Here is a 14,197-nt window from a genome sequence, read left to right as displayed (position 1 = left end):
TAAAATCCGGGCTTTAAGCCAATAAATGCGGTCTTTCTTTATATGTTTTCCAAAGAAACTCTCCGAAAATGGTATTTGTCCAGGCGAACCATGCTCTGGTAAACTTCTTAGGATCGTTTTTATGAAAAGATTCATGCATGAAACCAGTATCGCCATGGCATTTCTGCAGCATATCCAGACAAAGTTTGATCTCTTTATCATCAGAGCTGGTCAATCCTCTGGCAATGATACTCATTGGCCAGATCATGTCTTTACCGATATGCGGACCACCGATTCCTTCTGCAGCCGTTCCTTTAAAGAAGAATGGGTTATCATCCAATGAATGGATCATTTTACGGGTATTCTGGTAAATAGGATCATCCGCAGCAACTGCGCCCAGGTAAGGCAATGCCAATAAACTTGGGATATTCGCATCGTCCATCATGTTGTAACTGCCCATACCATTCACTTCAAACGCATATACTTTACCATATTTCTCATGGTTGAATACTGCATATTTCTGCAAGGCATCTTGTACTTCAATCGCCAGTGCATCCAGGTCTTTCGCTGTTTGTTCGTCTGCTTTGATTGCTCTAAAAATCTCTGCAGCTTGTTTTAAACTCACTACTGCGAAAAAATTTGAAGGTACCAGGAAAGAGTAAACGGTTGCATCATCACTTGGACGGAAAGTAGAACAAATCAGTCCTACCGGCTTCACAGGGTAGCCATATCCCATCATAGGAACGCCATCTGTAGCCCAGGAAGTGTGACGCTGAAAAGTATAAGGCCCATCGTTTTCTTTACGCTGCTGCTCTTTGAAGGTTTTTAAAGTCAGCTTTACTGAAGATTGCCAATCCGCATCAAATGGAGTGGTATCATTGGTTTCTTTCCAGTAACGGTAGGCTAAACGGATTGGGTAACACAGGGAATCGATCTCCCATTTACGCTCATGTAAGCCTGGTTTCATATCGGTCACATCATTTTTCCACTCTCCAACTTTATTTGGATCGTTATAAAATGCGTTCGCATACGGATCTTTAAGGATACATTTCACCTGATGGTTGATGACGCCATTCACCAGGTTTTTCAAAGGTTTATCCTTTTTAAGGAAAGGTAAGTAAGGCCAAACCTGTGCAGTACTGTCGCGAAGCCACATGGCATCAATATCTCCAGTAATTACATAAGTATCAGGCTTTCCTGCATTTTCCGTATAAGTCACGGTAGTATCTAAAGTATTCGGGAAACAGTTATTGAATAACCAGGCCATTTCTTTGTTTTTCACTTTGGCAGAGAATTCCGTAATCGCAGTTTCTACAGCTTTACTGCTGAAATGGCGCGAAGCAAGGGGAGTTCTTACCGTCGGAAACGTTGATGATGGTCCAGAAAAAGCAGGTGCTGCAAAGGATACCAGGTCGCTGGCTACTAATCCTGCCCCAAGGAGGCCCGCTTTTTGAATAAATGATCTTCTTCTCATTTCGAAAATATTTGGTGTAATGATGCTATTTTAAAAAGGCAATATAGCATAAAGATTCCAAATCAGAATCCTTAATAAAAGCCCGTAGACGAATATATAAATAGTTTTAGCAAAATAAAATGATGGTTAACCTGTGTCAGGAAGATTCTGCTGATTTGTGACATCAACTGCTGAATACTTAGCCAACCAAACGTTCTTCCTGTTCATTAAAATTTAAAGCCAATAGAAAGGTACATTCTCCAGGGATTGTGATCAAAGCCATTCGTTTTGGCAATCGCGAAGTTAATGGGCCCGATGAAGGACATATAGCCCAGTTTTGCACCGTATCCAAAAAGATAATCGTTGTTGAAAGCCACTTCAAATGGATTTAAGCCCTCATTCTCCCAAGCCAGGTTTACTTGTGGTGTCAGATAAAGGTTCCCGCGAAGGTTATATTGCAGGGCAAGGCCAAAACTCGTTACATTGGCGATGCCGAATTCTCCTCTTTTCAATCCGATAAAATTACCTTGTCCAATGTCCTGACGCGGATCAATGCCACCCATAGAAAAATTGGCGTTTTCATACATGTAAGTGGAATCAAAGCCGTATTTATCTGAATAATTAAAGCCCCAGGTAGCTGTTGCATTCAGGGAAATCCGCCTGCTCAGCTGTGCTACATAGTTTTCATTCAGAAAAAAACGGAAAACATTTCCTGGCAGGCCACCAGGAGGCGGATTGAGGAAATCATAAATCAACTGACCTTTCAAATCTGCTGAATCTGGCACCTTAGTGCTGATGCGATTGTTGACTAAGTATTTTGTCTGGACGGTAAGGGCATTTCCTCGTTTGGGGAAATATAAGTTGTCTAAGGTATGCTGCCTGAACAACAGCGCAATCGCTTCATTGCTATGGCGGTATAGGGTACGAATATCATTTCCTTCTCCAAATAGTCTTTTGAAAAGATTTGGCCCTCTTTTGATCGTTTCATTTTCATTGCTAAGACTCAAAGCGATCGAACTTGAACGGCCAAGACTATAGCCCAATGCGAGTTCTGAGTTCAGCGTGTTATTGAAATAGTTTTCATCGGAAATCAAGCGATAGAGGATGGAATTGTTCTGTAATGCCTGGTAGTTGAAGGATGCTTTCAGCCACAATCTGTTGTTGCTGTTAATGAATTTATAATAATCGAAACGTGCTTTAAATCGCTCTGAAAGATCTACGGTAGCCAATAACCTCGATTTTCGCAGAAAGATGTTCCGGTAGGTATAATTAATGATCAAACCAGCACTCTGTTCCGTATCATAATGAACTGCGGCTTTAAAAACACCAGGTTTTCCTTGTTTCAACCTCACATTGAGTGTCAATCCGGTATCGGCGTTGTTTTCAAAAGTATAATATACCTTATCAAAAAACTGAGTGCCGAAAATATCTGCTATGCCATCATTTAAGGCTTTTACTTTTATTGGGCGTCCGGTTTTCAATCCGAGGCGAGAATTGGCAAACTGTTCCATAACCGGCAAGTCCAAAGGAAGGCCTTTGTCATTTTGGAAGGAGATTTTAGTCACGGGCAGATTAGGATCTTTCACCTTTCTGGAGGTCGTGTCCAGTTTATATTTTTTCTGGTCTTCCGCGATTTTGATCAGCTGAGGCAGGTATTTTCGAGCTTCCTGCTCTCCAATCTCTATAATCCGCTTATTTCTATAAAAATCAGCCGCAGAAAAATCACTGAGCGCCTGGGTGAAATCTACGACTACATCTGCCAATGCCTCCTGTTTTTTCGAATCTTCCACAGAACGGAAGGCATGAGTCTGATAGATGAGTTTCATTGGGTTCTCAATTTCTTTCTCCGTGAACAGACGAAAGCCTGTATACCCTCCGATCACGATATCAGCACCCATATCCTTGACTTCCTGCACCGGAAAATTGCGGTCCAAACCACCATCTACCAATAAATGTCCATCGATGTAAACAGGCGCAAAAGCTGCCGGAATAGCCAATGTAGCCCGTATTGCTAAAGGCAAAGATCCTTTATGCTGCAAAACCAGTCCACCGTTTACAATGTCTGAGGAGGTAATGGTGATCGGAATCGGGAGTTTATTAAAATCATTGATGTGTTTAGCAGAGTATGTTAAAGTATTCAGGACTTCTGATATGTATTGTCCTTCGATCAGGGCTCCGGGTAACCTTGGCCTGCCGCCCAATACCGGAAACTCGATCATATAATTGTCGTACTCGTCTTTTTCCTCGATATTGATTTGTCGTAAAGGCACTTTATTACTCAATACGCGGCGCCAATTGATCCTCAAGGCAATCTTTTTTAAGGTATCAGGGTGGTAGCCGATCGCATATAAACCTCCGAAAATCCCTCCGGCACTGGTTCCCGAAATGTAGTCGATCTTTATTCCTAAGGAGTCAATTAATTTCAATAAACCGATATGCGCCATTCCCTTTGCGCCACCTCCGCTTAGCGCCAAACCGATTTTCGGCCGACTGCCATCTTTACTTTTCTCTTGAGCAAATACCTGGTTGCTACTGGAGCAGCACAAGTAAAATAACAACGATAAGCAGCAGATAACACTCTTGAACATAAGCTTTTCATTAGGGAATTCTAAATATCAGAATTTTATAAATGAAAAGAGCGGAAGATCCGTAATCTAAATGATAATCTTAATAATCTACATGATAATCTTTAGGGAATTTCTGACTGCTCCAGGCCTTTTTAGCCGTCCAATCTGCTGCTGGTGCCGACCAGAACTCGTTTTCCGCAGGTAAACCCAAAGGCAGGAAAGAAAGCGTGGCCATGTATAAACTTCCGGTAGAAGTATAATAATCAGCGATATTAGGGTCATGACCTACAAAACCGAGTAACAACCAGCCGTTTTTATCGAAGGTTCCAGGGGCCTCATACATGTTCTTTTTAACTAGTGAAAGTGCAGCACGCACCTGCGAGGGCTCAATTGTTTCAGGTAGTTTTCCTATTAAGGCCACCTGAGCCAAGGCTTGAAAAGCACCGGTACGATAGGTGATCGATCGGCCGATGGGTGGAAACGTGCCTTCCGGGGAAATCATCCGCTCCTGTCCAACCGCATACCTAACCATCCTCGACAAAGCCAATTCATATTCTTTTTGCGTAACCAAACCTTTATCCATCATGATTTTCATGGTGTCAACCATCATCGGGTGGATCACAAAAGAATTATAGTAATCAAAAGCGAAGTTCGGTCCGTCACCATAACAACCATCACCTTTATACCATTCATTTAATTTCTTGGGCCCTTTATTTAGTCTCTCGCTGTCAGGCTCTTCCCCTACAGATAATAAGAATGCTTCTGTGATGGCACCAAATAACAGCCAGTTGCTGTTGAAAGGCTTGCGGTTTCTTAAAGATTTAAATGAAGCAATGATTCGTGTTTTGGTTGTCGCATCCAGGGGCTCCCATATTGCTTTTGGTGCCCTGATGAAAGTTTGTGCAAGATAAGCAGCATCCACAATCGGCTGGTGATCGGTGGTAAAGTTCAGTAAATCCGGACTGGAAGGGTCAAAACAACGCGTCAATCCTTGCAGCACCTCATTTCTCATCTTTTTTCTGAAAGTGCTCTCCTCCGACGCATCATCAGGCAGGGATAGCCAAGGGGCGATACCAGCAAAGGTTCTGCCTACCGCCTCCAGATAAGTCACCTGGATAGACCTGTTGTCAAATTTAGGAGATTTCTCTACCAGCATGTTTTGCTTTAAGGTACCATTGGCAAGATTTTCCGTTACGGGATTGGCAATTTTATACAACAGTTTCCACCAGTATTCCCGATCATTTTTAGGTTTATTTCCTGCAGAAATCACTTGTTTTTCTGTTGCTAAAAGTTTAGCTGGCTGTACTGCTCCAGCTACTCCAACCAGCGATACCGCAGCTAAAAATTTCCTTCTTTCCATGTCGTTTAATTAAATATCTTAGTCCGAATATAACAGACATTCCCTGTTAATTTTAAGGAGGTACTGCGCAAACGTTTGATATTTCATGCCAGCAGCGATTCTGTTATAAAACTGAAATCCAACATTAAGCAGCAGTCAATAGCGAATAGGTATCACAGCTCAAAATCTGACGTTTAACACCAATAAAAATTCAAATTAAACTCAATAACAACCACAAATCAAACCTCAAATCGTATGCAAAAAAGAACTTTTCATTTTCTCTCAGCTTTTAGCACCATTTTCCTCCTCTGCAACCTACTGAGCATAACCAGCATGGCACAATCCAAACCTAAAACCATCAAAGTGATGACCTACAACATTCATCATGGAAATCCGCCGGAGCGTCCCGGAGTCATTGACCTTCCTGCTATTGCAGCGGTTATTAAACAACATACTCCAGACCTGGTGGCCTTACAGGAAGTAGATAAGATCACCAAAAGAACCGGACAAGTGGATCAATTGAAACAACTGGCAGAACTTACCGGAATGTTTTATTTCTTTTCAAAAGGGATAGATTTTGAAGGTGGTGAATATGGGGTGGGCATCCTTTCTAAATATCCGATCAACAGCTCAAACCGTTATCCTTTACCTTCTAAAGCAGGAATAGAAGCCGAAGCGCGCAGCCTGGCAGTCATCCATGTCACGCTCCCAAATGGTGAAGGCTTACATTTTGCCTGTACCCACCTGGATTTGAATAATGAACATCGAATGTTACAGATCAAGGAAATCAATAACCTCATCGGTAGAAAGAAAGCTGATGTCATCCTAGCAGGAGATTTAAACCTGACTTCCAGCACCCCGGCAATGAAACTATTGGAACAATATTTTACCCGCAGCTGTACAGACAATTGTGCGCCAACCATTCCTCAGGACGACCCTAAAGAAGAGATCGACTTTATCCTGTTGAAAAAAGGAACTAAGATAAAAGTCATTTCGCATCAGGTATTCCCAAATATCGATGCTTCGGACCACCTTCCTGTCATGGCTACTTACCAGCTTCCCTAATTCAAATTTCTCCGCCTTTTTTGATTTTTAAACTTCTGAAAAGTGATCCCTCAAAAAAGGCGGAAATTAAAATTCCTGATTTTTAGCGATTTAAATAAAAACCGGGTGAAATAATTTGGCAAAATGAAAGAAAACCCTACTTTTGTGGCCTCACCAGGAAATCAAGGGCATTTATTGACTCTTGATCCATAATAAAAGCCTCCTTAGCTCAGCTGGTAGAGCAACTGACTTGTAATCAGTAGGTCATTGGTTCGATCCCGATAGGAGGCTCTTTATTTTCCCCAATTAATTCTTAGGGATTCCTGTTTTCCCTGCAATTTTTCTTTTTGCAATTTCAACTGCCCTATGAAGTTTTTCCTGCAATACTTTTTGAGATGGCAATGCTGTCAAATAATCAGCTACTCTAATATTACTATGATCTAATTGCATTAACTCAATATGCTCTTCATTTTTACCTGTGCATAGAATTAAGCCTATTGGTGTATTCTCACCATCTACTTTTTCATACTTTTCCAGATAGCGTAAATATAATTCCATCTGCCCTTTGTAACTTGCTTCAAATTCTCCCATCTTCAAATCGATCACCACCAAACATTTCAATCTTCTATGATAAAAGAGTAAATCAATGTAATAATCCCGATTATCTATTGTGATTCGCTTTTGTCGGGCAAGAAAAGCGAAGTCACTTCCCATTTCTGCAATGAACTCTGTAATTCTGCAATTATAGATGCCTCTAAATCCTTTTCGGAATAGGTGTCGGTCAGACCCAAAAAATCAAGAAAGTAGGGATCTCTAAAAACCAGATCAGGGCTAATTGTTTGTTCAGCCCGTAGTTTCTCCAAATCATTCTGAATTATTTCCTCAGGTTTTTTACTAATGGCAGTACGTTCATATAACATTGATTGTATACGTTCTCTAAAAACACGTACACTCCAATTTTCGTGAATGCATATTTGAGTGTAGAATTCTTTTTAGAAGTTCATCAATTGGAATAAGCTCTTTAATATGTGACCAGCTCAATTGTCGCGACAGTGTAGCGACAATTTCATTTTCAGGGAAAACTATCCTAAATTGTAGCATTCTGCGTATATTCTTTTCTGAAAATGAGCTTCCATATTCTACTTGTAATTGTCGCGACAGCGTAGCGACGATTTGCTTACCATATTCAGCCCTCTTATGTTGCAGCAATTCATCATTAATGATTTTACCGATTTGCCAGTACAACATCGTCATTGTAGAATTTACCGATATTGCTATTTGTTGTTTACTAAGTTCAATTAATTCATTTATTGATGAAAATAATTGAGCATTGATTTCCTTGATCATATGATACTAATTGAACTTTATCATCAAATTCGGGCATAACCCATAGAAAATATTCTTATCTAGTCATTCTATTAACAATGCCTTTCCCACACCTAAATGGACTACTGACCTTCTAATTAATTCTCATAACACAAACATATAAATACTTTAATGACATTAAAAATAATAATATGATTAATTAATACAATAATAAACAAATTAATATATTTTTAACAAAACTCATTAAATAGTTTGACTGTTCCATTTTAGCAAACGAGTGTATTACTCATATCTCATCACATTATTGATATAACCAGCAGTTGGGTTTTCATAGCTTTACATTCACACTTATTGCTGATCAAAAAGAATTCGCGGGCACATCAAAATTCACAAAAGAATTATGCGCAATCAGGACATCATTTCCGATGTGAATGGCACCAACAATCACTGCATTAGCCCCTATCTCACACGTTATCCCCAATTACCGGGCAACCGGATAACGCACCTCTGTTTACCTGACCGATGGTAACGCCCTGCGCCAGGTTACAATTACGACCAATCTTTGCCGCTTTGTTGACTACAATATTGCCGAAATGGCCAATATAAAACCATCGTCTATCTGCGTATCGATTGGGATTTGAATCCCATATTTATAGGTATATCTGCGGAGCATCAACCGGTAAAAGAGACCAGAGCATGAGTATTTAGGAGCAAGACCTGCTTTTCTGAGAAAATAAGTATAGCGGAAGCCAGAAATTTTTAAACCGGACAGGAATCCCCAAAAGCCGGATCTTCCTCCATACCGATACAGGTCTTTTCTTAAAGTATCTTTTATCGAGCTGGGCTTAACCTTTTGGAGGCCGATTTTCATGAGCAGCAAGCAATTTGTAATCAGCTTTAATGTAGCCAATTACAAATTGTACTGCAAATATGCATTGGAGCTAATCTTTCACAAAATGCGCTCTTTCTGCTTTAAACTGTTCAATTGGCATGTCATACAACCAGGAATGTCTTTCATCTTTACGCTCCACGAAGTGGACAAATGAGATGTCATTTTCCACAATATGGATGTTATCACTAGGCGTTACCACCAGCAGCTGTAAATGAAGCTGTCTGCATAAAGTGATCAGATAACGTGCTTTATCCTCATCCTGGGCTTTAAAAGCTTCATCGATGGCGATAAAACGGAAGGAATTATTTTGCAATCCTTCTTTCGTGAGTCCGAATTGGTAGGCAATCGCAGAACCCAAAATCGTATAGGTCAGCTGTGCTTTTTCTCCACCAGAAAGCTGGCCCATGTTTTCATAAGTCTTATACTTCTGGCCGGTTTCTTTATAAAACTCTTCTGCTTTATAGCTATACCAGGAACGCACGTCCATCACTTTTTTGCGCCATTCTTCTTTTTCTAACTTCTCAATTAGCGGCTCAATATGTCTGTCGAAATGCAACTTCTTACCTTCAATCAAATCTTCCCCTTCTTGTCCGTTAGGAATTGCGTTATTTAGCAGTGCTCTAAAAGTTTTCACATCTTCATAAATCCGATCTGGGGCGACCAACTGAATATAGGTTTTCGGCGTGCTTTTAAAATCAATCTCGAATAGCGCTTCGTTCAATACTTTTACGTTTTCCTTGATGGATTCCGCCCAGTTTTCGAAGAACATCCTGAAATCACCAATCTTATTGATGATGGTTTCCTGCAGGTAAGCTTCAAACTTCTGCTCATATTTCGGCAGATTGTCTTCTTTGAGCTGCTGCAAACGTTTTTGATACTCCGCAATAAACTCCAGGTTCGTAGAATCCGGCAATCCATTCACATCAGAACGCCAATCTTTAAACTTCTGGGTCAGCTGTTCACTGGGCTGCTTGAAGTTATTGATTTTAATTCTCGCCGCATTTTCTTTCTTATGCTTTTCAGAGCGAAGGTCATTTCCAAGGTTCATATTCTGCTCCCTGAAAGTATCCTGTACTGCCTTAAAGTTGACATGCTGAATGTTCAATAAATGTTCATGAGTCGCTTCAAATTCGGCCACTTCCGGATGGTGTCCTTCAAACAAGACCAGAGTTTCCTTGTTCGCGGTCAGTTCCTTCTCCAGGCTCTGCTTCATCCATTCCGTATCGTGCTTTAGCTTCACGCTGCGCTCTTTTTCCTTATCAATGGCATCTAACTGCCCTTTTACGATTTCCAGTTGTTTCTGCAGCTCCCTAACCTTATCATTAGTTTTCTCCAGGCTTTCTTTTACCGTCTTTTTCTCTTCAATTTCTGTGGCATAAACCGCCCAGTTCAGGTCTTCAAACACCGCATAATCAGAATACAGCTGGTAGAATTTCTCTTTCAGCTCATCGATCTTTTTGATGGATTGGTTGATGAATTCCAGCTGCTGCTGATTTTCTTTTTGCTTTTCCTGGAAAACTGACAACTCCTGTTTCAGGAGGTTGATTTTATCCTTATTGTCCCATCCGAGTACAAAGTTCTCTCTTCTGGCAATATGCGGACGGTCGTCTTTTTCATGTTTTCCTTTTACCGCATTGATCAGTCCTTCTTTCGTCAGTGCTTTTTCTTCATAGCGGTTAAATTCTTCCAGACTTTCGGCACAGCTGTAATTGTATTGTCCGGCAATCGCATCTTCTAACCATTCTGCATACACAGAACCATCTTTAAATTCCAGTTTGTTGACCAATAAGTCTCCCTCATAAGACCTTCTTTTCAGGCTGCCCATCGAAGTAAATCCTTTGTAGCGCTGGTAAGTAATCCGCCCTTTCAAGTTCGTACGATTCACATACGCATTGACCTCATTGTAATACTTTTCAGGAACAATCAGCCTCAAAGCGAAATTATGGAGCACTTTTTCTATCGCTGGCTCCCATTCCAGGTCTTCTTCCCTTACGCGAATCAACTCCCCAATAAATGGCAATTCGTCTTTAGTAGCGCCTACATGAGCCAGGATATCCTCCCTGATGTCTGCTTCTCTACCGGAGATGTTGTTTTTATTTTTTTGAAGAGAACCTACTACTGCCAGCAAGTTATCTACTTCTTCCTGCAGACGGTCGATCTCATTCTTAATTTGTCTTTTCTTTTCTTCTTCCAGTTCGCGCTGTGCATCACCTTCCGATCGCTTTTCTTGTGTTAAAGCTCTGGAATCGGCAAATACAATTGCATCTGGATTTTGAGGGAGATCTAGCGCTGCCACCAAACGGTTGTAGCTTTCTAGTTTATGCTGACGGTGGTTCCTTAGTTTCTCCGCCTGCTTGATCTCCTCTTCAATCTTTTCAATTTGTTTCCAAACCTCTTCATTTTCAATGGACATAGAAAGCGCTCTTTCCTGCTTCCTTGCAGCTTCATCCTTTTCCTTCAGCTGGATCAGGTCTGCTTTTAATTGCTGCAGCACCTCTTTGTTTTTATCCAGCTTGGCAGTGATCAGCTCTACTCCTTTTCCGGCGAACCAGAATACCGCAGTATCCTTGTCTTTCTGCAGCACTTCCAGTTTGGCTTCAATTTCAGCAAGCTGAGTAGCCATGTCATTTATTGGTATCAATTGTGCAATCTGTTCTTTCGCCTTTTCGATGTTTGTTTTCGCATCCATCAGGGTGATAAAACTCTCTTTCAGCTGGATAAATTCCGCTTCTGCATCCTGATATTCCAGCATGTTCATGCGGATAAATTCATCCAGGTCTTCCAGCACCTTCACCCCTACCACCTGATTGAACAGGCTTAAGGCATTTACGGAACGCATTCCGAACAAGTATGCCAATCTCTCCGCATACTTCGTTGGTCCATCCAAAAACTCTACCCGCTTTTTAGAAACCGCATAGTTGTATATTTTATCCAGGCGTCTCTTCCAAATCCCTTTACCATCAAACTGGCCAAAGTCTTTTTCAATTTCCAGGGGCACATGGGCAATTCCGAAACTTCTTTTCAGCTCTCCATTGCTAAACCAGCGCACCTGGAACAGCGTGATCACCTGTCCTTCTGTATTTTCAAATGAGGCTAATAATACGGAGTAAGCGGTATGGTCTCTCAGCTTTTGAGTCGTTGCTTTTAGCTCCCCTTCGTTCTGAATATTACCATAATGACCATATACATAGGTCTCTTCCGTCCTATCTCCTTTTTTCTCTACTCCAGAACTTTGGTTATAAAATCGATCTCCTTTCACTGGAACCAGCAAAGTGAGCAAAGCATCAATAAATGTACTTTTACCGGAGGCATTTGCACCTGTCAGCAGGGAATTGTTTCCTTTAGGCGAAATCTTGAAAATCTCCCCATCAAATGTTCCCCAATTGTACACTTCCATGTATTGCAGACGGTAGCCTGCTTTGTCGGAACTCGTGCTAAATAAACTATACATATTCCTCCAGTTTCAGTTTAAAATCTTTTAAAACATCCAATGTTACTTTTTCCTTAATGATGCGTTGAATCTTGTAAATCGGCTCTGCATCGGTTTCCTGCTGCTCTTTCAAATAGCCCAGCTCCACAACTTTGCGGATATAGCTGTCCAGTTCTTTCAGGAATTTCACGCGGTTATATTTTTCTGGCAGGAACAGTTCAATCTCTTCACGGATCTCTTTATGGCTGATAAATTTCTCATTGCCATCGATTAACGTAGGATTGTTGTCGAAATCTTCGAGCATCTGGCGCAAAATCACCAGCACGATAGAGGTTTCAAAGCCAATCTGGCGACGGGAGATCAATCCCATCGTATGGCCTTCATTATTTTCAAACTGTTTAAAGAAAGCCAGACCTTCTTCTTTTTTCAAGATCAGCTCCAGACCAATCACATTCAGATAGTGTTGAATCTCTCGCTGGTAATGAATAATATCTTCCCAAACACTGGATTGGGAGTACACCGGGCCTTTCAGCAGCCTGATGATGGCCTTGGAATAAGGCTTTGTTTTATCTTCAAAATTACTCATTCTTTAATAGGATTACTTCAGGTACGTTGATTGACTTCTGCCCTTGGGCATCAAATAAAATACGCTGTGTGTTTTCTGGGTTGATGGTATGCTTGAACTCTTTGGCCACGGATAAATACCCAAACAGCTCTGGAAGACCATCCGCGATACCACCATCGGCTTCAATGATTTCAAATAGGGAAACGCGGGCTCTCCCTGACAATACCGTTCTGATCTTCTTCCGCAGCACTTCTTTATCGATCTTCGTCTGACCGAATAACTTACCAAGCTGCCTCGAACTTAAGATGTCTTTGTCTGCTAACTTAGGCCTTGTATTGTAAAGCAGTTCTTCCGGCTGCTCCAGCATTAAGCGCTGTTCAAAAAACGGATAAATCTCCAGACTTGATTCTAATACCAATCCGATATCCGGACGGTTTTCCTGCTTACCTACTTCGATCAGCATCGTTTTAATCTCCTGGATTACGTTGTGTGTCACCTGGATTTTAGAACCTTCAGATTCTCTAATGATACGGCCCAACTTCTCCGCCATCTTATCATTTGCCTTATATACTTTCTGACCGGAGGCATGCAGGTATTTCTTCATTCCTTTCAGGAAAAAATCGCCGACTACAATCTCTCTTTCGTCTAATCTTTCGAATAGCGTATTGCTCAGCGTGGTCCATTCCTCTTGTAAAACCGGATCAAGCAGGAAAGACCAGAAGGCGTAAAAACTCTTGCCCTGCTGACTGTCTTTAATCTGATCCAGGGCATCGAACGTAAATTCCAGGATATGGTCTTTCGTTAAGCTCCCTTCTGCATGTTTCTGGTAAATTTGTCTGGTGATGTCTTTAAAGTTATCTTCCACCTCTTTAAAGTCCGACAACAGTTCTTTTGCCGCTTGTGTCAATTGGTTATAACGTGGAATCACCTCATAGTCCTGGTAGATCTTCACCTTTTTACCGGCTTTCAGCTGTTCGATCTGGTGTTCAATTTCCAGGCGTTTCTCTTCTAAAATGGCCAGACGATTGTCGCGATCACCATTGGTGAACTCCACCAAGTCTTTCAATTGATTGAAAATATCTTTGAACCTGGATTCTGTACCTACAAATTCTTTTTTCTGAAGGCTCAGTAACCAGTCGATGGTTTTACTGGAATGTGCAGAAATCTCGTAAAATATCTCCCCCTGGTCGTCCTGGTAATTGGTTAAAAAACCGCTGTCCGTCCACTTCCTCACATATTTTCTGGCCTTTACCTCATAGGAGTCAAAACTTTCAATTTCATACTCCTCATCATTGTCTACCTGTTTAAGCTCCAGGAAGTCAGCCAATAAAGAATGAACATGATCAGAGGAAACGGTAGCTTCCTCATTTATAAAAGTATTGATTAGAAATTCTATCACAATATCCCTGTTCCTCAGCTTCAGCAAATTCACACTTGCTGAGCTATTGAGTACTTCAAGAATCCTGGCGCTGTCTATCATCGGCATAAGTTAAAAAGACCGCAAAAGTACGCAAAATCCTACCTAAAGGGCCATTTTGCGCTGATATTTTAAAGAATTAAGCTATTGAATTCCTGGCATTCCAGAGCTCCTAAAAGCTCTGG

General features: G+C 41.2%; 11 protein-coding genes and 1 tRNA gene. 2 read left to right on the top strand and 10 right to left on the bottom strand.

All coding sequences use genetic code 11. The features are described from left to right. Positions 1-13 precede the first annotated feature (13 nt). From AQ505_RS02235 to AQ505_RS02225, 3 genes are all read right to left on the bottom strand, one after another. Positions 14-1,453 (bottom strand): glycoside hydrolase family 125 protein, encoded by a 1,440-nt coding sequence (locus AQ505_RS02235; protein ID WP_062546678.1) that lies wholly within the window; start codon positions 1,451-1,453, stop codon positions 14-16. Between the two features lie 206 nt (positions 1,454-1,659). Continuing rightward, positions 1,660-4,020, bottom strand: a complete 2,361-nt coding sequence (locus AQ505_RS02230; protein ID WP_082461385.1) for a patatin-like phospholipase family protein — start codon at positions 4,018-4,020, stop codon at positions 1,660-1,662. 79 nt (positions 4,021-4,099) lie between these two features. Then, the gene (locus tag AQ505_RS02225; RefSeq protein WP_082461383.1) at positions 4,100-5,359 is read right to left on the bottom strand and encodes a DUF2264 domain-containing protein; all 1,260 of its coding nucleotides are present in this window, start codon (positions 5,357-5,359) and stop codon (positions 4,100-4,102) included. A 234-nt stretch (positions 5,360-5,593) separates the two neighbouring features. On the opposite strand from AQ505_RS02225, the gene AQ505_RS02220 reads away from it, so the two are divergent. Together AQ505_RS02220 and AQ505_RS02215 are read left to right on the top strand one after the other, a co-directional pair. Beyond that, on the top strand, positions 5,594-6,403 hold the full coding sequence (locus tag AQ505_RS02220; protein WP_062546676.1) for an endonuclease/exonuclease/phosphatase family protein: 810 nt from the start codon (positions 5,594-5,596) through the stop codon (positions 6,401-6,403). A 197-nt stretch (positions 6,404-6,600) separates the two neighbouring features. Continuing rightward, positions 6,601-6,673: transfer RNA gene (locus AQ505_RS02215), tRNA-Thr, on the top strand. A 15-nt stretch (positions 6,674-6,688) separates the two neighbouring features. On the opposite strand, the gene AQ505_RS26565 is transcribed toward AQ505_RS02215, so the two are convergent. The 7 genes from AQ505_RS26565 to AQ505_RS02190 form a co-directional block, all read right to left on the bottom strand. Then, positions 6,689-7,096: a PDDEXK nuclease domain-containing protein gene (locus AQ505_RS26565; protein ID WP_197286286.1), complete on the bottom strand. Its 408-nt coding sequence runs from the start codon at positions 7,094-7,096 to the stop codon at positions 6,689-6,691. Next, positions 7,048-7,302 carry a PDDEXK nuclease domain-containing protein gene (locus AQ505_RS26560; protein WP_197286285.1) on the bottom strand — a complete coding sequence of 85 codons (255 nt, stop codon included), beginning with the start codon at positions 7,300-7,302 and terminating at the stop codon, positions 7,048-7,050. The genes AQ505_RS26565 and AQ505_RS26560 overlap by 49 nt, the downstream gene beginning before the upstream one ends. A gap of 16 nt (positions 7,303-7,318) precedes the next feature. Continuing rightward, positions 7,319-7,729 (bottom strand): DUF1016 N-terminal domain-containing protein, encoded by a 411-nt coding sequence (locus AQ505_RS26555; protein WP_197286284.1) that lies wholly within the window; start codon positions 7,727-7,729, stop codon positions 7,319-7,321. A 556-nt stretch (positions 7,730-8,285) separates the two neighbouring features. After that, positions 8,286-8,579: a hypothetical protein gene (locus AQ505_RS26545; RefSeq protein WP_197286282.1), complete on the bottom strand. Its 294-nt coding sequence runs from the start codon at positions 8,577-8,579 to the stop codon at positions 8,286-8,288. A gap of 70 nt (positions 8,580-8,649) precedes the next feature. After that, on the bottom strand, positions 8,650-12,051 hold the full coding sequence (locus AQ505_RS02200; protein WP_062546674.1) for an ATP-binding protein: 3,402 nt from the start codon (positions 12,049-12,051) through the stop codon (positions 8,650-8,652). Then, on the bottom strand, positions 12,044-12,616 hold the full coding sequence (locus AQ505_RS02195; protein ID WP_062546673.1) for a DUF4194 domain-containing protein: 573 nt from the start codon (positions 12,614-12,616) through the stop codon (positions 12,044-12,046). The genes AQ505_RS02200 and AQ505_RS02195 overlap by 8 nt, the downstream gene beginning before the upstream one ends. Continuing rightward, the gene (locus AQ505_RS02190; protein ID WP_062546672.1) at positions 12,609-14,081 is read right to left on the bottom strand and encodes a DUF3375 domain-containing protein; all 1,473 of its coding nucleotides are present in this window, start codon (positions 14,079-14,081) and stop codon (positions 12,609-12,611) included. The genes AQ505_RS02195 and AQ505_RS02190 overlap by 8 nt, the downstream gene beginning before the upstream one ends. Positions 14,082-14,197: the final 116 nt, after the last annotated feature.

This window comes from Pedobacter sp. PACM 27299 (assembly GCF_001412655.1).
Classification (GTDB): domain Bacteria; phylum Bacteroidota; class Bacteroidia; order Sphingobacteriales; family Sphingobacteriaceae; genus Pedobacter.
The sequence above is the reverse complement of the archived record's forward strand: the minus strand, read 5'-3'. Positions and strand labels throughout refer to the sequence as shown.

What these genes read in the sequence shown, in the direction of transcription:
- AQ505_RS02195 (WP_062546673.1), bottom strand. Translation starts at nt 12,616, where the DNA reads ATGAGTAATTTTGAAGATAAAACAAAGCCTTATTCCAAGGCCATCATC.
- AQ505_RS26560 (WP_197286285.1), bottom strand. Translation starts at nt 7,302, where the DNA reads ATGTTATATGAACGTACTGCCATTAGTAAAAAACCTGAGGAAATAATT.
- AQ505_RS02230 (WP_082461385.1), bottom strand. Translation starts at nt 4,020, where the DNA reads ATGTTCAAGAGTGTTATCTGCTGCTTATCGTTGTTATTTTACTTGTGC.
- AQ505_RS02200 (WP_062546674.1), bottom strand. Translation starts at nt 12,051, where the DNA reads ATGTATAGTTTATTTAGCACGAGTTCCGACAAAGCAGGCTACCGTCTG.
- AQ505_RS26555 (WP_197286284.1), bottom strand. Translation starts at nt 7,729, where the DNA reads ATGATCAAGGAAATCAATGCTCAATTATTTTCATCAATAAATGAATTA.
- AQ505_RS02225 (WP_082461383.1), bottom strand. Translation starts at nt 5,359, where the DNA reads ATGGAAAGAAGGAAATTTTTAGCTGCGGTATCGCTGGTTGGAGTAGCT.
- AQ505_RS02235 (WP_062546678.1), bottom strand. Translation starts at nt 1,453, where the DNA reads ATGAGAAGAAGATCATTTATTCAAAAAGCGGGCCTCCTTGGGGCAGGA.
- AQ505_RS26545 (WP_197286282.1), bottom strand. Translation starts at nt 8,579, where the DNA reads ATGAAAATCGGCCTCCAAAAGGTTAAGCCCAGCTCGATAAAAGATACT.
- AQ505_RS02220 (WP_062546676.1), top strand. Translation starts at nt 5,594, where the DNA reads ATGCAAAAAAGAACTTTTCATTTTCTCTCAGCTTTTAGCACCATTTTC.
- AQ505_RS02190 (WP_062546672.1), bottom strand. Translation starts at nt 14,081, where the DNA reads ATGCCGATGATAGACAGCGCCAGGATTCTTGAAGTACTCAATAGCTCA.
- AQ505_RS26565 (WP_197286286.1), bottom strand. Translation starts at nt 7,096, where the DNA reads ATGGGAAGTGACTTCGCTTTTCTTGCCCGACAAAAGCGAATCACAATA.